A 19,573-nucleotide genomic window follows, 5' to 3' on the forward strand; every position below is an offset into this window, starting at 1 on the left:
TGAGTGCCGACGATTGTCGGCGGGACCTGTTAGCTTCCTGCGACATGCGCGTGCTGCACACCTCGGACTGGCATCTGGGCAGGACGTTCCACCGCGAGAGCCTGCTCGGCGCTCAGGGGGCGTTCGTCGACCACCTGCTGGAGACCGTACGCGCCGAAAGGGTGGAGGTGGTGGCGATCGCGGGGGATCTGTACGACCGGGCGTTGCCGCCCGTGGACGCGGTGGCCCTGTGCGACGAGGCGCTGCGCCGCCTGGTCGCGGCGGGCGCCCAGGTGGTCATCATCAGCGGCAACCACGACTCGGCCACCCGGCTCGGGTTCGGCACCGATCTCATGGGCGCGGCCGGCGTGCACCTGCGTACCGACCCGGCCCGCGCGTGGGAGCCGGTGACGATCGGCGAGGTGAGCTTCTACGGCATCCCGTACCTGGAGCCCGAACTGGTGCGCGGCCCGTGGGAGCTGGCCGAGCGCAGCCATTCGGCCGCGATCGGGCACGCGATGGCCCGGGTGCGCGCCGACGCCGCCGCCCGCGGCACCCGCTCGGTCGTGCTCGCGCACGCGTTCGTCACCGGCGGGCGGGCCAGCGACAGCGAGCGCGACATCAGCGTCGGCGGGGTCGCGCACGTCCCGGTCACGGCCTTCGACGGGGCCGACTACGTCGCCCTCGGCCACCTGCACGGCAGCCAGCGGATGACCGAGACCATGCGATACAGCGGGTCGCCGATCGCCTACTCCTTCTCCGAGGCCGGGCAGGTCAAGGGGTCCTGGCTGGTGGAGCTCGGGCCGGGCGGCATGACGGGGGCCGAGTTCGTGCCCGCCCCGGTGCCGCGGCCGATCGGCCGCCTGCGCGGCAGGCTCGCCGACCTGCTCGCCGACCCGCGGCACGCCGCCGTGGAGGAGCACTGGCTGCAGGTCACCCTCACCGACCCGATCCGGCCCAAGGCCGCCATGGAGCGGCTGCGGGCGCGCTTCCCCCACACGCTCGCGCTGTCCTTCGAGCCCGAGGGCGGCGACGCGCCCGCCCGCGCACCGGCGCGGTCGGCCGGGCGCCCCGACATCGAGGTGGCGCTCGACTTCGTGCGGGACGTGCGCGGCGAGCCCGCCGACGAGCAGGAACGACGGTTGCTTGAGCAGGCGCTGGCGGCCTGCCGACTCAAGGAGACGACGGCCTAGATGCGCCTGCACCGCCTGCGGCTCACCGCGTTCGGCTCGTTCCCCGGCGAGGAGGAGGTCGACTTCGACGCCCTCGGCGCGGCCGGGCTGTTCCTCGTGCACGGGCCCACCGGAGCGGGCAAGACCACCGTGCTCGACGCGGTCTGCTACGCCCTGTACGGCAGGGTGCCCGGCCACCGCGACAACGCCCGCAGCCTGCGCTGCGACCACGCCCCCGTCGGGCGCGGGCCCAGCGTGGAGCTGGAATTCACTCTGCGCGGCAGACGGCTGCGCGTCACCCGGTCGCCCGCCTGGCATCGGCCCAAGCTCAAGGGCGAGGGCCTCATCGAGGAGAAGCCGAAGGTCATCGTGGCCGAGCTGACGGGCGGCGACTGGGTGGCGCGCACCCGCCGCCTCGACGAGGCCGGCCACCTGCTCGGCGGCCTGCTCGGCATGTCCGCCGAGCAGTTCTGGCAGGTGGCGATGCTGCCCCAGGGCGACTTCGCCAAGTTCCTCCGCGCCACCGGCGATGAACGCCGCAAACTCCTCCAACACCTGTTCTCCGTACAGATCTTCACCGACGTCGAGTCCTGGCTCGCCGACCACCGCACCCACACCGGCCGCGAACGCCAGGAACTCGCCCACGCCGTCGACGTCATCGTCAAACGCATGGAGGAGGCCGCCGGCGACCACCTCCTGTCCTCCCCATCCACCGTGGCCGAGGCCGAGCCGGGGGTCGCGTTGCCCGGAACGGGTTCTCCCGATTCCGCGGGCGCCGGGACGTTCGGCACCGAGGCGGCCTCGTCCGGGGCGGCCGAGGGTGAGCCCGCTTCAGCGGTGGCCGAGGCCGAGGCGAGGGTCGCGTCGCTCGGAACGGGTTCTCCCGATTCCGCGGGCGCCGGGACGTTCGGCACCGAGGCGGCCTCGTCCGGGGCGGTCGAGGGTGAGCCCGCTTCAGCGGTGGCCGAGGCCGAGGCGGAGGTCACATCGTCCCCCCGCACCACTCCCGATTTCGCGGGTGTCGGGGCCTTCGACACGGCCCTCTCCTCATCTGGGGTGCCTGGGGGCGAGTCCCGTCCGATTCGCGTGCCCCGACCAGGGGCGGCCGGGGATGACCTCCTTCAAGGGGAGTTGTTCGCGGTCGCGGCGTCCGAACCGCGGACGTCCGGCGGCGACGGGTCGCGGAACGCCGAAGAATCCGGGAAAGACGGCACCGAGGGCTCCTCGTCCGGGTACGTCCGCGCTCCGGTGGATCCGGCCACTGATCCACTCGGCTGGGCCGATGTGCTGGTCGCGCGGGCCGCCGCCCGGCTTGCCGACGCGACGGCGGACTGCGCGGTGCGGGAGGCGACGGCCACGGAGGCCGCGAAGCGGCTTGATGGCGCGCGGGCGCTGGCCGAGCGGCGACGTCGGCACGCGGAGGCGCTGGCTCGTCAGGCGCTGCTGGAGGAGACGGCCGAGGAACGCTCGGAGCTCGGCACCATTCTCGACGAGGCGGCCCGTGCCGACCGGGTGTTTCCGCTCATCCAGGCGGTGATGCAGCGGACCGAGTCCGCCGCCAAGGCCGCCCGCCTCGCCGTGGACGCCCTCGCTCGTATTCCCTTCGCCGATGTCGCCGCTTCGGGCACTGGCCCCGGCCCTATGAGTTCCGCCGGTCCCGATGCCGGGAGCGCCGCACTCGGTCGTTTCGGTACGGGTGAGGATGGCGGGCGAACCCCATTCGCGTACGAGCCGGAGTGGCTGTCCGCCCGGGAGCGGGAACGGCGGGATGAGATCGCGCGGCTGGGGGAGCTGCGGGCCGAGGAGCGGCGGCTGGAGGAGGCACGGGCCGAGCGGGAGCGCGTCGAGCGGGAACTGACCGCCTGGGCCGAGCGCGAACAGGAGGTCACCGCGCGGCTGGACGCGCTGCCCGAAGCGCGCCGTGCCAACGACGAGGAGTTGCGGGCGGCACGGCTGGCCGCCGCGCGCCTGCCCGCCGCCGAGGCCGCGTACGCGCGTGCCGTCGAACTGCGCCGGGCCGCTTCGGTCGTCGAGCAGGCCCGCGCCGCGCTCCCGGACGGCGTCGGCGAGTTGGAACGCGCCGCGCGCGATCGGCTGGATGAGATCGCCAAACTGGAGGCGCTGCGCGACGACGAGATCCGGCTCGGCGAGTTGGAGTCGCGTCTCGCCGAGCTGGAGGCCGAGACGGTCGCGCTCACCACCCAGGAGGAATCCGCCCGTACGGCTCTCGCGGGCCTGCCCGAGCGCCTGGCCGAGGTGAACGAGGCCCTGGCCGCGGCGCGAAACGACGCGGCGCGGGTGCCCGCCGGGCAGAGCATCGTGGACGCCGCCTGCGCTCGTCTGGACGCCGTACGGCGAAGGGACGAGCTCGAAGCCGAACTCGGCGCGGCCGAGCAGGAACGACGCGACGCGACCGACCGGGCGCAGGAGCTCAGGGACCGGTTCCAGGAGATCCGCCAGGCCCGCATCGAGGGCATGGCCGCTGAACTGGCCCTGCACCTCGTTCCCGGCGAGCCGTGCGTGGTCTGCGGCTCCGCCGAGCATCCCGCCCCCGCCTCGGCGACCTCCAGCGCCGCGACCGCCGACGACGAGGCGGCGGCACAGGCCCGATACGAGGAAGCCGACCAGGCCAGACAGGACGCCGAACACCGGTGCGCGGTGCTCGCCGGGCAATTGGAGCAGGCCGCCGCGCAGGCCGAGGACCTGACGGCGGCCGAGGCGGCCGACGCCCTCGACCTCGCCGAAGCCGACCTCGCCGAGCTCCTCGCCGCCGCCGAGAAGGAACCGCATCTCGCCGCCCGCGCCGACGATCTCCAACGCGAGCTGAACGCCGCCGAAGCGCGACTCCGCGAGATCGAACGACTCCTGGCCGAGCAACGCGCCCAGATCGCGGGCCTCACCGCCGAACGCGACCGTCTCGCCACCCGCCTCAAGGCGGCGCAAGGCGAGGACGCCTCGGTGACCGCCCGAAAAGACCGCCTGACGGCCGAAGCCGACGCCATCCGCGCGGCAACCGAGGCGGCGTCACGGGCCGACCAGGCCAGGGCCGCCTACGCCACCGCCCGAGCCACGGTTGACGACGACCTGGCCGACGCCCTCGACCAAGCCGTCCCCTCGACCTTGGCCTTCGGCTTGCCGGAGGCCGACGGCCGGTTCGTTCACGAGGCCCATGGTCGGGGTGAGGGTGACGGCGAGGGCCTTCTCCAGAGCAGGGGCGACGACCGGGCATTCGGTCATGGCCGGGCCGATGCTCTTGGCAGGGTCCACGGTTCGGCCGAGGCCGATGGCAGGGTCGTTCACGAGGCTCATGGTCGGGGTGAGGGTGACGGCGAGGGGCTCCTCCAGAGCCAGGCCGATGACCAGGCATTCGGTCATGGCCGGGCCGATGCCTTTGGCAGGGTCCACGGTTCGGCCGAGGCCGATGGCAGGGGCGTTCACGAGGCCCATGGTCGGGATGAGGGTGACGGCGAGGGGCTCCTCCAGAGCCAGGCTGCCGATCGGGCCTTCGGCCGAGCCCTTGGCATTGTGGAGCGGCTGCGGGAGGCGGCCGCCCGTGAGGTGGAGCTTGTGGCGACGGCGGAGCGGCTGGAGGGTGAGGCGGCGAGGCTGGGCGGGGAGGCGGCGGAGTTGGCGCGGCGGCTGGCGGTGGGGCGGGCGCGGTGCGATGAGCTGGACGCGGAGATCGGCCGGATTGGTGAGGTGTTGGAGCGGGCGCGGGGGGCGGACGCGACGATCGCCGCGCGGCTGGATCGGTTGGCCGACGAGGCCGAGTTGCTGCGGGAGGCCGCCGAGGCCGCAGGGCTGGCGCGCACCGCCGACGCCGAGCTTGTCGCGGCGCGGGGGCGGGCGGAGGAGGCGGCGGTCGAGGCCGGGTTTGCCCGGCTTGCCGACGCGGAGGCGGCGGTGCGTACGGCGGAGGAACGGGAGGCGATGGCCGAGCGGCTGCGGGGGCTCGACGCCGAGCAGGCCGCCGTTGCGCTGCTGCTTGCCGATCCCGAGTTGGTCGCGGCGGCGGCCGAGCCGGAGCCGGATCTGGCCGCGTTGGAGTCCGCGCATCGTGAGGCCGTCGATGCTCATCAGGCGAGCGTGTCCGCTCGGGACGAGGCGGGCCGTCGCCACGAGCGGCTGGTCGTGCTGCGCGGCGAACTGGACGACGCCTGTGCCCGGCTGCGTCCGGCGGAGGACCGGTATGACCTGGCCAGGCGCATGGCCGAGCTCGTTGGCGGTACCTCCGCCGACAACCCGATGCACATCAGGCTCTCGGCGTACGTGTTGGGGGAGCGGCTGCGTCAGGTGGTGGACGCGGCCAACGAGCGGCTCGATCACATGTCCGGGGGTCGCTACCTGCTCCTGTACGACCAGCGCAGGTCGGCTGGGGACCGCCGCAAGTCCGGCGGTGGCCTGGGGCTGCGCGTCCTCGACGGCTGGACCGGGGTGGACCGCGACCCGGCGACCCTGTCGGGAGGCGAGAGCTTCATCTCCGCCCTCGCCCTCGCCTTGGGCCTGGCCGACGTGGTCACCGCCGAGGCCGGCGGCGTCGAGATCGGCACGCTCTTCGTTGACGAGGGCTTCGGCACCCTCGACGAGGACACCCTCGACGGCGTGCTCGACATCCTCGACGGCCTCCGCTCGGGCGGGCGCACCGTCGGCATTGTCAGCCATGTGGCCGAGTTGCGTACCCGCATTCAGGCTCAGCTTCGTGTGGACAAGGGGCGCACCGGGTCTACCCTGCGTGTTCTCGCCGCCCCCTAGGCCCGGCCGGGGTCGGCGGTCTGGTCGGCGCGTTAGCGGGAGGTGAGCAGGTCCAGGGGAAGCAGGTCGGCGGGGATCATGATGTAGGCGCCGTAGCCGAGGGCGGCGGCGGAGACCAGGAGGAAGAAGCCCACCCAGGCGGTGCCGGGGATGCGGGTAAGGTACGCGAGTTGGTCGGCGTCGGAGTTGGCGGCGGAGCCGCGGCGGCGTTTGCTCTGTAGCTCGAAGATGGGGCGGATGCCGCCGAAGAGGAGGAACCAGACGGCCAGGTGGGCGACCACGCCCTGGACCTCGTCGGGGGTGAACCAGGACAGGGCGAAGACGGCTCCGCCGACGACCAGCAGGGACAGCGCGCCGTACACGTTGCGGATCATCAGGAGCATGGCGGCGAGCAGGACGAGCGTGGTCCACAGCAGGATGCGGATGTAGCCGGCGGAGGTGAGCAGTGCGCCGCCGAGGCCGAGCAGGGACGGCGCGACGTAGCCCGCCGCCGCTGTGACGATCATGCCGAAGCCGGTGGGTCTGCCTCTGGTGAGGGTGACCCCGGAGGTGTCGGAGTGCAGGCGGATGCCGCTGAGCCTGCGGCGGCTGAGCAGGGCCGCCAGCGCGTGGCCGCCCTCGTGCGCGATCGTGATGAGGCCGCGGGAGACGTGCCAGGACGTCGGATAGGCCACCACGAACAGCGCCACGAGCGCGGACACCACGACCACCCAGACCTCGGGAGCGTCCTGCACGGTCGTCAGCTCTTTCCACAAGGTGTGGAGCATCTCGCGGGGTCACCTCTGCTTCGGTCGTGGCTCTCGGGCCGGGGGAGGATCAAGGAGGCGAGCAAGGGGAGAGCCGGGGATCGGGGGGGACGAAGGGGTCAAGGGAGTCAAGGGGGCAAGGGGTCAGAGGGCCAGGGGGACGTGGGGGACGAGGGGGATCAGGCGAGGAGTTTGCGTGCGGCCTCCTCGATCTCGGCCTCCGACAGCAGCACCAGATCGGCCGCCGCGCCCAAGGGGATGAAACTGTCGTGGGAGGCGACCCGGGCGATGCCGCCGGTGAACCCCGCGTCGATGAGCGCCATCGCGACGCCCTCGGACACCCCGCCGGTACGCCGGGTCTCGTCGGCGATCAGCACGTTGCCGGTGAGCTGCGCCGCGCGCACCAGGTCCTCCACCGGCAGCGGGGACAGCCAGCGCAGATCGAGCACGCGGCAGCCGTACCCCTCGGCGGTGAGCCGGACGGCGGCGCGCAGGCTCATCCGCAGGCCGTTGCCGAACGTCACGATCGTCAGGTCGCGGCCGTCGCCGTAGCTGCGCGCCCGGCCGACCGGGACGTGCGTCTCCGCCCACCGTTCGGGCGGCGCGTACGGCGCCAGCCAGTTGTTGTCGCCGTCCTCCAGCAGGTCACGGGTGTGGTAGAGCGCGATCGGCTCCAGGAACACGCACACGCTGCCGTCGGTGCGGGCGGCGGCCAGGCAGGTGCGCAGCATCGCGGCGGCGTCGTCGGGCCGGGCCGGGGAGGCGACGATCAGGCCGGGGATGTCGCGCAGCGCGGTCACTGAGTCGTCGTTGTGGAAGTGGCCGCCGAAGCCCTTCTGGTAGGCGTAGCCGGCCACCCGCACGACCATCGGGTTGCGGTAGGCGCCCTGGGAGAAGAACGACAGCGTCGCCGCCTCGCCGCGGATCTGGTCGAGGGCGTTGTGCAGGTACGCCAGGTACTGGATCTCCGGGACGGGCAGCAGGCCGGACAGCCCCGAGCCGAGCGCGAGCCCGAGGATGGCCTGCTCGTCCAGGAGGCTGTCGAACACCCGGCCCGCCCCGAACCGCTTGAGCAGCCCCCGCGTCACGCCGTACACGCCGCCCTTGCGGGCGACGTCCTCGCCGAACACCAGGATGCCGGGGTCGGCGGCCATGGCGTCGGCGAGCGTCCGGTTGATCGACTGGGCGAGCGTGAGCGGGGACTCCCGCTCGGGCAGGCGCTCGAAGACCTCGCGCCGCCGGGCCTCGGGCGCGGCCGTGGACGCCCGCGCGGCGACCGCGTCGGGGCGGCGCGGCGCCAGCGGGGCCATGACCTGGCGGGCGCTGGTGAGCCGGGGCCGCCCGGCCGCCTGCGCGGCGAGCTCCATCACCCGGGCGCGGGCCGCCTCGTACCGGTCGAGCAGCTCGGCGGGGGTGGCCAGCCCGGCCTCGACGAGCAGGCGGGCCGTGCCGATCAGCGGATCCCTGGCCAGGTCGGCGGCGATCTCGCGCGGGCCGCGGTAGGCCGCCTCGACGTCGGATCCGGCGTGGCCCATCAGGCGCACGGTGCGCAGGTGCAGCAGCGCGGGCCGCCTGCGCTCGCGCACGTACGACGCGGCGCGCAGGGCGGCGTCGTACGCGTCGGCCAGATCGGTCCCGTCGGCGGCGTAGTAGGCGAGCCCCGGGTGGCGGGCGGCCTCGATCCAGCCGGGCGGGGTGCGCACGCTGATGCCGATCCCGTTGTCCTCGCAGACGAACAGCACCGGCGTCGGCAGCCCCTGGTAGGCCGCGTACGCGGCGGAGTTGAGACCGGTGAGCGCGCTGGCGTGGTTCGCCGAGGCGTCGCCGAACGTGCACAGCACCACCGCGTCGGCCGGCCAAGGGCTGGGGACGCCCAGCTTGCGGGCCCGCTCGATCGCGAACGCCAGCCCCGCCGCCCGGGGAAGATGGCTCGCGATCGTGGACGTCTGCGGGATGACGCCGAGTTTCGGATGCCCGAAAACCTTGTGACGTCCGCCGCTGATCGGCTCCTCGGCCGAGGCGGTCAGGCCGAGCAGGACATCGCGCAGCCCGTCCTCGGCCGGTCGGCCCGCCTGCGCGGAGCGGGTCAGGTAGAAGGCGCCGGAGCGGTAGTGCAGCAGCGCGGGGTCGCCGGTACGCAGCGCGGCGGCCACCGCGGCGTTGCCCTCGTGGCCGGCCGAGCCGATCGTGTAGAAGGCCTGGCCGCGTTCCTTCAGCTCACGGGCGGCGATGTCGAGCAGACGGCTGCCCATCTGGAACTCAAGCAGTTCCAGGCATCGAGCGCCGGTGAGCGAGGTGCCCTCGCGCACCGGGGCGGCGGGGTCGCGCGCGGGGCCGGGGCGCAGGGCCGCGACCGTCTCGGTGAAGTTCGTCTCAACATTGTCGCGGGCCACAGCCCGATTATGTCGCGGTGCGCGGCCATGCGTGCACCGATGCCGCCGTGGTTGTGGACCGCTCCTATTCAACCGTTTTCCATGACAAGTTGTCAGTTATCACAACCGATCCTCACAGCTGCCGGTCTACTAAATGAGAACGACGTGGCACCCTCAAGCCGCGTTCAAAAACAGACGGGGAAGGATGGTCACCCGAATGTTGCGACGCATCAGTACGATCGTCGCCGCGGCGGCGGTGGGCTCGACGAGCCTCATCACCGCGACGGCGGCGTCGGCCGCGGTGGGAGCGCCCCCTGCTCCCACCATCGTGAGCGTGTCGGTGGTACCCAATCCGGTCGTGGTGACCGGCAAGGACAAGGTCGCCGTCACCTTCAGCTTCGTAACCGGCAACAACGCCACGGCCGCCGAGGCCTACATCAAGCCTCCGGCGCCGAGCGTGGAGTCCAAGCTCGACCTGACCAAGCAGAACCTCGGGTTCGGCAAGGCCAGGTGGACCGTGAAGACGGCCTTCGACCGGTCCGCCAAGGCGGGCGACTGGAACTTCCGGGTGCTCGCCAAGAACAGCGGCGGGGACAGGTCCGACAACAAGACGTTCGAGGTCCGCCAGGTCTGGGAGACCACGTTCGCCGACTTCGACGCCCGGCCCAGGTTCGTGAAGCGAGGCGACTCGGTCAACCTGACCGGCGCCCTGCGGGTCAACACCCCCGAGGGCTGGAAGGCCCTCGGCGGCGCGGACGTGCACATCGCCTTCCGGCCGTTCGGCGGCTCCTGGGAGCGCGTCGACCGGACCAGGTCCGGCGGTGACGGCAAGTTCTTCGAGCGCGTGCGCGCGTTCCGGAGCGGCTGGTTCCGCGCCGAGTACGACGGCTCGAAGACCACCCACGCGGCCAAGAGCGACAGCGACCAGGTGAGCGTCAAGCGCAGCTCGCTCGACACCCGCATCGTGCGCTTCGACGTCTCGCCCGACTCGGTGAAGAAGGGCGAGAAGGTCACCGCGGCGGGCGTGCTGCTGGCCGAGGAAGGCCGCGGCTGGGACGGGGTGCGCGGCAAGCGCGTCGACATCCTGTTCAAGGCCAAGGGCGAGCGTGAGTGGCAGAAGGTCGGCAGCGACTGGACCGACGGTCGTGGCCGCTTCGAGGAGGACATCACCGCCGAGACCTCCGGCTGGTTCCGCGCCGTCTTCGACGGCAGCCGCGGTCTGAAGGACTCCTCCAGCCGGCCCGCCTTCGTCGAGGTCGCCGAGGCCGCGCCCGCCAAGACCCGGATCGTCCGGTTCAATGGCTACCCGGAGCCGGTGAAGTTCGGCCACTACGTCAAGTTCCGCGGCAAGCTGCTGGTTCTGGACGACGATGAGTGGGTCGGCTTCGACAAGGCGAAGGTGCAGCTCTACTACAAGCCGAACGGCACGCAGAAGTGGGAGTTCGTCCGGACCTCCTGGACCGACGACGACGGCCGCTTCTTCCTCAGCGTGAAGGACTGGAAGTCCGGCTGGTGGAAGGTCGTCTTCACCGGTGACGACAAGGCCGAGTCGTCCGAGGCCCGGCCCGACTACATCCGGGTCGTCCGCCGCTAGCGACGGAATCCGGCTCGTCCGGACGACGTCCGGCTCAGTCCGGTCACATTGATCCGGTCACATAGTCCGGTCACACGGAACGGAAACGGCCCGGGGCCTCACGCCCCGGGCCGTTTCGTGTCCAGTCGCAGATCCGGCCGCCTAACAAATCCGGCCCAGAGGTCCGGCCTCAGAGATTTGGCCTCAGTCCGTACGGCGGAACTGGGCGATGGCCATGGTGAGCAGCGCGGCCCCGATCACGGCGACCATGCCGAGCTCGAAGGCGACGGGAAGCTGCCAGCCAAACCAGCTCACGCCCGGGTTGAGCATCGCGTTCACCTGCGGGGGGACGTCCAGGTGACCGAACACGGCCTGGCGCATCGGGTCGACCGCGTACGTCAGCGGGTTGACGGTGGTCAGCACGTGCAGCCACGAGGGCAGGTTGCTCAGCGGGAACATCGCCCCGGACAGGAACATCATCGGCATGATCGCCATCTGCATCACGCCGAAGAAGGACTGCATGTTTTTCATCCGGGCCGCGAACGTGACGCCGAAGGCGGTGATCGCGAACGCCGCCAGGAACATCTCGGCCAGCAGCGTCACCATGAGCACCGGGTCGTACGGCACGCCCACCAGCCCGGCCATCACCAGGATGATGATGCCCTGGCCGGTGGCGACGAGCGCGCCGCCCAGGCACTTGCCGATCACGATCGCGCCGCGGCCGACGGGAGCGACCAGCATCTCGCGCAGGAAACCGAACTCGCGGTCCCACACGATCGAGCCGGCCGAGAACATCGCCGTCATGATCACGGTCATGGAGATCATGCCGGGGTACATGAAGGTGCGGAAGTCGACGCCGGGGATCGAGCCACGCACCAGCGTGCCGAGGCCGGTACCCATGACGAACAGCCACAACACGGGCTGCAGGAGCATCGACACCATGCGGGTGTGGTCGTTGATGAACCGCAGCATCTCGCGGTGCAGCACGATCTTTACCGCACGTAGGTTGTGGCCGGTGCCGCGCAGGGGCACGCGGACCGACACCACCTCGGCTGCCGTGGGTGAAGACACGGACGTTCCTCTCTTGCGCTAGCGGCGGGCCATCGCGCGCATCCACGCCGCGCCGGAGTTCTCGGCCTCGGCGTCGCGGATGGTGGAGCCGGTGTAGTTCATGAACACGTCGTCGAGCGACGGGCGGGAGACGCTGACCGAGCGGATGGGGACACCGAGCTCGGAGAACAGGCGGGGGACGAACTCCTCGCCGGAGGGCACCGCGAACGTCACCGCGCCCTCGTGCACGGCGGCGTCGATCTCGAAGCGCTCCTTGAGCGCGGCGATCGCGGCCTCGTCGTCGCCGGTGTGGATCTGTACGCGATCCTTGCCGACGCTGGCCTTGAGCGCCTCGGGGGAGTCCACGACGACGATCTCGCCGTGGTCGATGATGGCGATACGGTCGCAGTACTCGGCCTCGTCCATGTAGTGCGTCGTCATGAAGATCGTGATTTCCTCCATGCGGCGCAGCTTGTTGATGTACCCCCAGATGGCGGAGCGGGTCTGCGGGTCGAGGCCGACGGTGGGCTCGTCGAGGAACAGTACGCGCGGCGAGTGCAGCAGGCCGCGGGCGATCTCCAGGCGGCGCTTCATGCCGCCGGAGAAGGTCATCACCTTGCTGTCCTTGCGGTCCCACAGGGCGACCATTTCCATGACCTGCCGGATGCGGTCGCCGACCAGGCTCTTCGGTACGCCGTACAGGTCGGCGTGGAAGCGCAGGTTCTGCTCGGCGGTCAGGTAGCCGTCGAGGGTCGGGTCCTGGAAGACCAGGCCGATGTTGCGTCGCACCTCGTCGCGCTCGGTGACGATGTCGTGCCCGGCGACCCGGGCGGATCCTCCGGACGGGGTCGCCAAGGTGCACAGCATGCTGATCGTGGTGGTCTTGCCCGCGCCGTTCGGTCCGAGGAAGCCGAACACCTCGCCCGGGGCCACCTCGAAGTCGATGCCCTTGACGGCCTCGAACTGCCCGAAGACCTTCTTCAGTCCCTTGACCTCGACGGCGGGGGCCTCGCGGTCAGTCATTCGTCTCCTCCAGGTCGTCTTCGGCGAGGATCCGGAAGATCGATCGCCTCGTGTCGCGAAGCAGTCGGTTGGCGGCGGCCACCTGCCTGGCGTTCGCCACCTGTGTGAGCTGGCCGAACACCTGGCTCACCTGCGCCCACAGCAGGCGCAGCTCGGCCACCTCCTTCGGGAGGCTGTTCGCGACCTCGCTCCAGGGCGCGGACAGCTCGTCCGCGCGTTCGGCCACGTAGGCGCGGCCCTCCTCGGTGAGCCGGTAAATCCGGCTTCCTGAGGATACTTCCGCCAGAACCAGCCCCTCATCCTCCAATTGCTGCAGAGCCGGGTAAACCGAGCCGGGGCTCGGCCGCCAGATGCCCCCGCTGCGTTCGACGATCTCCTGGATGATCTGGTAGCCGTTCCGGGGTCCCTCGCTGAGCAGCGACAACACCGCCGCGCGCACGTCGCCTCGCCGGACCCGGGGAGTGAGGTGCCCGTACGCCCCGCTTCCCGGCGGCGGCATCGGCGGGAGGGGTGGGAGCGGCGGCGGGGGTGGCGGTGGTACCGGGGGCGGCTGGACATGCGGCGTGCCCGGGGGCGGGCCTGCCGGGCCCGTGAACGGCGGGACCACCGGGGGGCCGGCGGGCGGGTTCATGGGCGAACCGGGCGCGGAGCCGTGCACGTGCAGGTCGGACGGGTCCGCGTCGTACAGCTCGTGCAGGGCGGTGTCGTACAGGTCGTGCAGTTCATGCACTTCATGCACTTCATGCACTTCATGTAGTTCGTGTAGAGAGGCGTGGAAGGGGCCGGGAGGGAAGCCGAAGGGGCGTCCAGGTGCCGGGCCGTGTGCCGGGCCTATCCATGTATGCCCCATTTGTCCCATATGCCACATGTGATCGCGCATGTTCCACCTCCAACTATCGAGATATTAACGATATATCTAGATAGTTGGTATGACAACGCCATTAATGGACGTTAATCACCGCTAACCTTCGGCGAGCGAGGCGAGCGCCCCCAGGGCCATCCGGCGCAGCAACTCCGCCATCGCCTCGCGGTCCAGCTCCCCGGCGCTGTGCGGGGTCGAGTTGAGCAGGCCGAAGACCGCGTGCGCGGCCGCGCGCAGCCGGGGCGGCGGGCACGTCGGATGGATCTCGGCGAGCACCGTCACCCACTCCTCGGCGTACAGGCGCTGCAGCCGCCGGATGCGCCGCCGCTCGGCCTCGGGCACGTTGCCCAGCTCCTGATCGTGCACCCGGATCAGCGCGGGCTGGTCAAGCGCGAACGAGATCTGCACCTCTAGCAGCCCTTCCAACGCCTCCTCGGCCTTCGAGGCGGCGGTCACCACGGCCGCCCCGGCGGCGCGCAGCCGCTCGCTGATGTCGAGCAGCATCTCGGCGAGCAGCGCCTCCTTGCCGCTGAAGTGCCGGTACAGCGCCGGCCCCGACACGCCGACCGCGGCGCCGATGTCCTCGATCGACACCCCGTGGAAGCCGCGCGCCGCGAACAGTTCGGCGGCGGCGCGCAGGATCTCGCCGCGCCGCGAGCCGCGGGCGCGGGTGGCAGTAGTGGCGGCGGGGGTGGCGGAACTCATGCCAGGCATCCTATGTTAATGACTACTAACAAAACGAGGGAGGTGCGCCGATGCGGCCCGACGACGCCGAGCCGTACAAGCGGAACGCCGAGATCAACGAGCGGCTCGTGGCCGAGTTGCGGGAGCGTCTCGCCGTCGCCGCGTTCGGCGGCCCCGAGCGGGCGCGCACGCGGCACGTTCAGCGGGGCAAGCTGCTGCCGCGCGATCGGGTGGACACCCTGCTCGACCCCGGCTCGCGTTTCCTCGAACTGTCGCCGCTCGCCGCGACCGGCATGTACGGCGACGAGGCCCCGGCGGCCGGGATCATCACCGGGATCGGGCGGGTGTCCGGGCGCGAATGCGTGATCGTGGCCAACGACGCCACGGTCAAAGGCGGCACCTACTACCCGATGACGGTCAAGAAGCACCTGCGCGCCCAAGAGGTGGCGCTGCACAACAATCTGCCCTGCATCTACCTCGTCGACTCGGGCGGGGCCTTCCTCCCCATGCAGGACGAGGTCTTCCCGGACCGGGAGCACTTCGGGCGGATCTTCTACAACCAGGCCACGATGTCCGCGCGCGGCATCCCGCAGATCGCCGCCGTGCTCGGATCCTGTACGGCCGGCGGCGCCTACGTCCCCGCGATGAGCGACGAGGCGGTGATCGTCCGCAACCAGGGCACGATCTTCCTCGGCGGCCCGCCGCTGGTCAAGGCGGCGACCGGCGAGGTGGTGAGCGCCGAGGAACTCGGCGGCGGCGAGGTGCACGCCCGGATCTCCGGCGTCACCGACCACCTCGCCGACGACGACCGGCACGCGCTGCGCATCGTGCGCGACATCGTCGCCACCCTCGCGCCGCCGCCCCCCGCGCCCTGGCGGGTCGAGCCGCCCGAGGAGCCGCCGCACGATCCGCGCGAGCTGTACGGCATCGTCCCGCCCGACCCCCGCACCCCCTACGACGTCCACGAGGTGATCACCCGGATCGTGGACGGCGGCAGGCTGCTGGAGTTCAAGGCCGAGTACGGCCCGACGCTGGTGACCGGATTCGCCCGGATCTACGGGCATCCGGTGGGGATCGTCGCCAACAACGGCATCCTGTTCGCCGAGTCCGCGCTCAAGGGCGCGCACTTCATCGAACTGTGCGACCGCCGGAACACGCCGTTGGTGTTCCTGCAGAACATCAGCGGCTTCATGGTGGGCAAGGCGTACGAGCAGGGCGGCATCGCCAAGCACGGCGCGAAGATGGTCACCGCCGTGGCCTGCGCCCGGGTGCCGAAGCTCACGGTCGTCATCGGCGGCTCGTTCGGGGCGGGCAACTACGCGATGGCCGGGCGGGCGTACTCGCCGAGGTTCCTGTGGATGTGGCCGAACGCCCGGATCTCGGTCATGGGCGGCGAGCAGGCCGCGAACGTGCTCGCCACCGTACGCCGCGACCAGCTCGGCGACGCGTGGAGCGCGGAGGAGGAAGAGGAGTTCAAACGGCCCATCCGCGAGCAGTACGAGCACCAGGGCAACCCCTACTACTCCACGGCGCGGCTGTGGGACGACGGCGTCATCGACCCGGCCGACACCCGCACGGTGCTCGGCCTGGCGCTGTCGGCCGCCGCCAACGCACCGCTCGAACCCGTCGGGTACGGCGTGTTCCGAATGTGAAGGCGCAGGTGAGGGCAGGTGAGGGCAGGTGAGGAGCAGATGGCGGACCGATCCGCGGTTCCGGCGCGCGTCTACGCGGAGCGAATCGCCCGATTCAAGCGGCGGCATCCGGTGAGCGGGGAGCGGCGGGCGGCGGGTCGCCTGTCCGGGACTTCGGCGCGTGGGGGTGCTGCTCGTTTCGCCGGAATCGTGTCGCGGTATCCGGTGAGCGGGGAGCGGCGGGCGGCGGGTTGCCCGTCCGGGACTTCGGCGCGTGGGGATGCCGCTCGTTCTGCCGGAATCGTGCTGCGGCATCCGGTGAGCGGGGAGCGGCGGGCGGCGGGTTGCCCGTCCGGGACTTCGGCGCGTGGGGGTGCTGCTCGTTTCGCCGGAATCGTGTCGCGGTATCCGGTGAGCGGGGAGCGGCGGGCGGCGGGTTGCCCGTCCGGGACTTCGGCGCGTGGGGGTGCTGCTCGTTTCGCCGGAATCGTGCCGCGGCATCCGGTGAGCGGGAGGCGCTCGTCCAGGGCTCCGGCGCGGGTGGACGCGCGGCGCGACCGCGGGCCGGAGCCGCGATGCCCAGTGAATAGGAAGCGGTGAGATGTTCGAGGCCGTACTGGTCGCCAACCGGGGCGAGATCGCCGTCCGGATCATCCGCACGCTGCGGCGCCTGGGCATCAGGTCCGTCGCGGTGTACGCCGACGCGGACACGCGCGCCGCCCGCCACGTGCGGGACGCGGACGTCGCGGTCCGCCTCCCCGCCGGATACCTCGACGCCGACGCCGTCATCGACGCGGCCGTCCGCGCCGGGGCGGACGCGATTCACCCGGGCTACGGGTTCCTCGCGGAGAACGCGGCCTTTGCCCGCCGCTGCGCCGAGGCGGGCGTCGTCTTCATCGGCCCGCCGCCCGACGCGATCGAGGCGATGGGCGACAAGATCCGCGCCAAGGCCACCGTGGCCGCTGCCGGGGTGCCCGTCGTGCCCGGCGGCGCCGAGCCGGACGACGATCTGGCGGAGGCGGCGCGGCGGATCGGATTCCCCGTGCTCGTGAAGCCGTCGGCGGGTGGCGGCGGCAAGGGCATGCTGACCGTGCGCTCGGCCGCCGAACTGCCCGAGGCGCTGGAGTCGGCGCGCCGTACCGCCCTCGCCGCCTTCGGGGACGGCACGTTGCTGATCGAACGTTACGTAGCCAACCCCCGGCACATCGAGATCCAGGTGCTCGCCGACGCCCACGGCGGGGTCGTGCACCTCGGCGAGCGCGAGTGCAGCCTGCAGCGGCGGCACCAGAAGATCGTCGAGGAGGCCCCGTCGCCGCTGCTCGACGAGGCGACCCGGGCTCGCATGGGCGCCGCCGCGGTCGAGGCCGCGCGCTCGGTCGGGTACGTGGGCGCGGGCACTGTCGAGTTCATCGCGCACGGGACAAACGGGGCCATCGACTACTTCTTCCTGGAAATGAACACCCGCCTCCAGGTGGAGCACCCGGTCACCGAGGCGATCACCGGCATCGACCTGGTCGAGGCGCAACTGCGCGTCGCCGCAGGCGAGCCGCTCGCGTTCACCCAGGATCAGGTACGGCTCGGCGGCCACGCCGTCGAGGCCCGGATCTACGCCGAGGACCCGGCCCGCGGATTCCTGCCGACCGGCGGCACCGTGCTGCGCCTGCGCGAACCCGAGGGCGCCGGGGTCCGCGTCGACTCTGGCCTGCTGCCCGGCACGGTCGTCGGCACCGGCTTCGATCCCATGCTCGCCAAGGTCATCGCCCACGGCCCGGACCGGGCCGAGGCGCTGCGGCGATTGGACGCGGCCCTGGCGGACACGGTCCTGCTGGGCGTTCCGACCAACATCGCGTTCCTGCGCTCGCTGCTGGCCGATCCCGCCGTCGTCGCGGGCGATCTCGACACCGGGCTGGTGGAGGGGCTGGTGGAGGGGCTGGTAGAGCGGCACGTCCCCGCGCCCCGGCCGCGTGACGAGGCGCTCGCCGCCGCCGCGCTCCTGCTGCACGACCGCCCGGCCGGGCCGGATCCGTGGGACGTCGCCGACGGGTGGCGGCTGGGCGAGCGGGCCTGGGCCCGCTACCGGCTGCGCGACGGCGACGACACGATCGAGGTGCGGGTACGCGGGCTCGCGGGCGACGCCGAGGTGGCCGTCGGCGACGGCGAGGCCGTACGGGGGAGGCTCCTTGATCGGGATGAAGGGGACGCGGTGCTCGAACTCGACGGCGTCACCCGCCGCCACGCCTTCGCCCGCGACGGCGACGCGATCTGGATCGGGTCCGCGGGCGCGGCCTGGCGCTTCGAACTCGCCGACGAGCGCCGCGAGCGGGCGGCGAGCCGCTCGGCGGGCGGCGCGGTCCGCAGCCCCATGCCCGGCACCGTCCTGCTGGTGAAGGTCACGCCGGGGGAGCGGGTCACCCGAGGCCAGCCGCTGGTGATCGTCGAGGCGATGAAGATGGAGCACACGGTCACCTCGCCGGTGGACGGCGTCGTCGTCGAGCTGCCCGCCCGCGCGGGCCGCGCCGTGGACATGGACGCCCTGCTCGCGGTTGTCGAACCCGAGGAGGAACGGTCATGACACATGCCGATCGGTCGTTTCGGGCATGCCCGGCGGGACGACGCCCGAGCACGACATCCCCGGCCGCGAGGCGGAACCGGGAGGAAACACGGACGCATGCCGCGTTCGCGGCTGTCATTCCGGAGGGGGAGTGATCATGGCCCACCCTGGCCTGCCGTACCGGGTGCCGATGGAAGGGCTGCCGGAGCGGGTCACGATCTATGAGGTCGGGCCGCGCGATGGGCTGCAGAACGAGTCTGCCGTGGTGCCCGTGGAGGTGAAGGCCGAGTTCATCGGCCGTCTCGCCGCCGCCGGGCTCACCGTGATCGAGGCCACGAGCTTCGTGCACCCGAAGTGGGTGCCGCAGCTCGCGGACGCGGCCGAGCTGCTTGACCGGCTCGAACCCGCGCCCGGGGTCCGCCGCCCGGTGCTCGTGCCCAACGAGCGCGGCCTGGACCGCGCGCTGGAGAAGGGCGTCACCGAGATTGCGGTCTTCGGCAGCGCGACCGAGTCCTTCGCTCGGCGCAACCTCAACCGGGACATCGAGGGATCGCTGCAGATGTTCGCCCCGGTCGTACGGCGGGCGCTCGACGCCGGGCTCCGCGTCCGGGCCTACCTGTCGATGTGCTTCGGCGACCCGTGGGAGGGCCCGGTCCCGATCGCCCAGGTGGTGACGGTCGGCAAGCGCCTGCTCGACCTCGGCTGCCACGAACTGTCCCTCGGCGACACGATCGGCGTCGGCACCCCCGGCCACGTCACCGACCTCATCGCCGCGTACGGCGAGGCGGGCGTCACGCCCGACCGGCTCGCCGTGCACTTCCACGACACCTACGGGCAGGCCCTGGGCAACACGCTCGCCGCCCTGCGCGCCGGCGTGACCGTGATCGACGCCTCCGCCGGCGGCATCGGCGGCTGCCCGTACGCCGAGAGCGCCACCGGCAACCTCGCCACCGAGGACCTGGTGTGGATGCTGCACGGCCTCGGCATCGAGACCGGCGTCTCGCTGGGGTCGCTGGTCGAGACGAGCGTCTGGCTCGCCGAGAGGCTTGGCCGCCCCAGCCCGTCCCGCGTCGTCCAGGCGCTCGCCCACTGAAACCCGCAAACCAACGAGAAACCGTACGAAACCGGCAGATCCCGGTAAATCCGACAGGTCCGGCAGATCCCGCGACCTTCCCGAC

The 19,573-nt window shown here is 71.9% G+C and carries 12 protein-coding genes; 6 read left to right on the plus strand and 6 right to left on the minus strand.

Going from position 1 to position 19,573, the window contains the following annotated elements:
* The first annotated feature begins 44 nt into the window (after nt 1-44).
* Nucleotides 45-1,172, plus strand: a complete 1,128-nt coding sequence (locus AB0K60_RS02780) for an exonuclease SbcCD subunit D (RefSeq protein WP_364047818.1) — start codon at nt 45-47, stop codon at nt 1,170-1,172.
* Complete coding sequence (locus tag AB0K60_RS02785) at nt 1,173-5,903, plus strand: AAA family ATPase (RefSeq protein WP_364047820.1); 4,731 nt, start codon at nt 1,173-1,175, stop codon at nt 5,901-5,903.
* A 32-nt stretch (nt 5,904-5,935) separates the two neighbouring features.
* Here the strand turns inward: AB0K60_RS02785 and AB0K60_RS02790 are convergent, their stop codons facing one another.
* Nucleotides 5,936-6,670, minus strand: a complete 735-nt coding sequence (locus AB0K60_RS02790) for a M50 family metallopeptidase (RefSeq protein ID WP_364047822.1) — start codon at nt 6,668-6,670, stop codon at nt 5,936-5,938.
* Nucleotides 6,671-6,828: 158 nt separating this feature from the next.
* Complete coding sequence (locus AB0K60_RS02795) at nt 6,829-9,042, minus strand: thiamine pyrophosphate-dependent enzyme (RefSeq protein ID WP_364047824.1); 2,214 nt, start codon at nt 9,040-9,042, stop codon at nt 6,829-6,831.
* 196 nt (nt 9,043-9,238) lie between these two features.
* Between AB0K60_RS02795 and AB0K60_RS02800 the strand changes: the two genes are divergently transcribed.
* On the plus strand, nt 9,239-10,615 hold the full coding sequence (locus AB0K60_RS02800; RefSeq protein WP_364047826.1) for a hypothetical protein: 1,377 nt from the start codon (nt 9,239-9,241) through the stop codon (nt 10,613-10,615).
* A 183-nt stretch (nt 10,616-10,798) separates the two neighbouring features.
* Here AB0K60_RS02800 and AB0K60_RS02805 read toward each other — a convergent pair whose 3' ends face one another.
* From AB0K60_RS02805 to AB0K60_RS02820, 4 genes are all read right to left on the minus strand, one after another.
* Complete coding sequence (locus AB0K60_RS02805) at nt 10,799-11,665, minus strand: ABC transporter permease (protein WP_364047828.1); 867 nt, start codon at nt 11,663-11,665, stop codon at nt 10,799-10,801.
* An 18-nt stretch (nt 11,666-11,683) separates the two neighbouring features.
* Nucleotides 11,684-12,667, minus strand: coding sequence for an ATP-binding cassette domain-containing protein (locus tag AB0K60_RS02810; RefSeq protein WP_364047830.1), 984 nt, complete (start codon nt 12,665-12,667; stop codon nt 11,684-11,686).
* Nucleotides 12,660-13,406, minus strand: a complete 747-nt coding sequence (locus tag AB0K60_RS02815) for a PadR family transcriptional regulator (protein WP_364047832.1) — start codon at nt 13,404-13,406, stop codon at nt 12,660-12,662. The genes AB0K60_RS02810 and AB0K60_RS02815 overlap by 8 nt, the downstream gene beginning before the upstream one ends.
* Before the next feature lie 222 nt (nt 13,407-13,628).
* Nucleotides 13,629-14,234 carry a TetR/AcrR family transcriptional regulator gene (locus AB0K60_RS02820; RefSeq protein ID WP_364047834.1) on the minus strand — a complete coding sequence of 202 codons (606 nt, stop codon included), beginning with the start codon at nt 14,232-14,234 and terminating at the stop codon, nt 13,629-13,631.
* A gap of 50 nt (nt 14,235-14,284) precedes the next feature.
* On the opposite strand from AB0K60_RS02820, the gene AB0K60_RS02825 reads away from it, so the two are divergent.
* From AB0K60_RS02825 to AB0K60_RS02835, 3 genes are all read left to right on the plus strand, one after another.
* Nucleotides 14,285-15,865, plus strand: coding sequence for a carboxyl transferase domain-containing protein (locus tag AB0K60_RS02825; protein ID WP_364047836.1), 1,581 nt, complete (start codon nt 14,285-14,287; stop codon nt 15,863-15,865).
* 580 nt (nt 15,866-16,445) lie between these two features.
* Nucleotides 16,446-18,416, plus strand: a complete 1,971-nt coding sequence (locus tag AB0K60_RS02830; protein WP_364047838.1) for a biotin carboxylase N-terminal domain-containing protein — start codon at nt 16,446-16,448, stop codon at nt 18,414-18,416.
* A 136-nt stretch (nt 18,417-18,552) separates the two neighbouring features.
* Entirely contained in the window at nt 18,553-19,488 is a 936-nt protein-coding gene (locus tag AB0K60_RS02835) for a hydroxymethylglutaryl-CoA lyase (protein WP_364047840.1), read from the plus strand.
* Nucleotides 19,489-19,573: the final 85 nt, after the last annotated feature.

Source organism: Thermopolyspora sp. NPDC052614, assembly GCF_040678635.1.
In the GTDB taxonomy this organism is placed as follows: domain Bacteria; phylum Actinomycetota; class Actinomycetes; order Streptosporangiales; family Streptosporangiaceae; genus Thermopolyspora.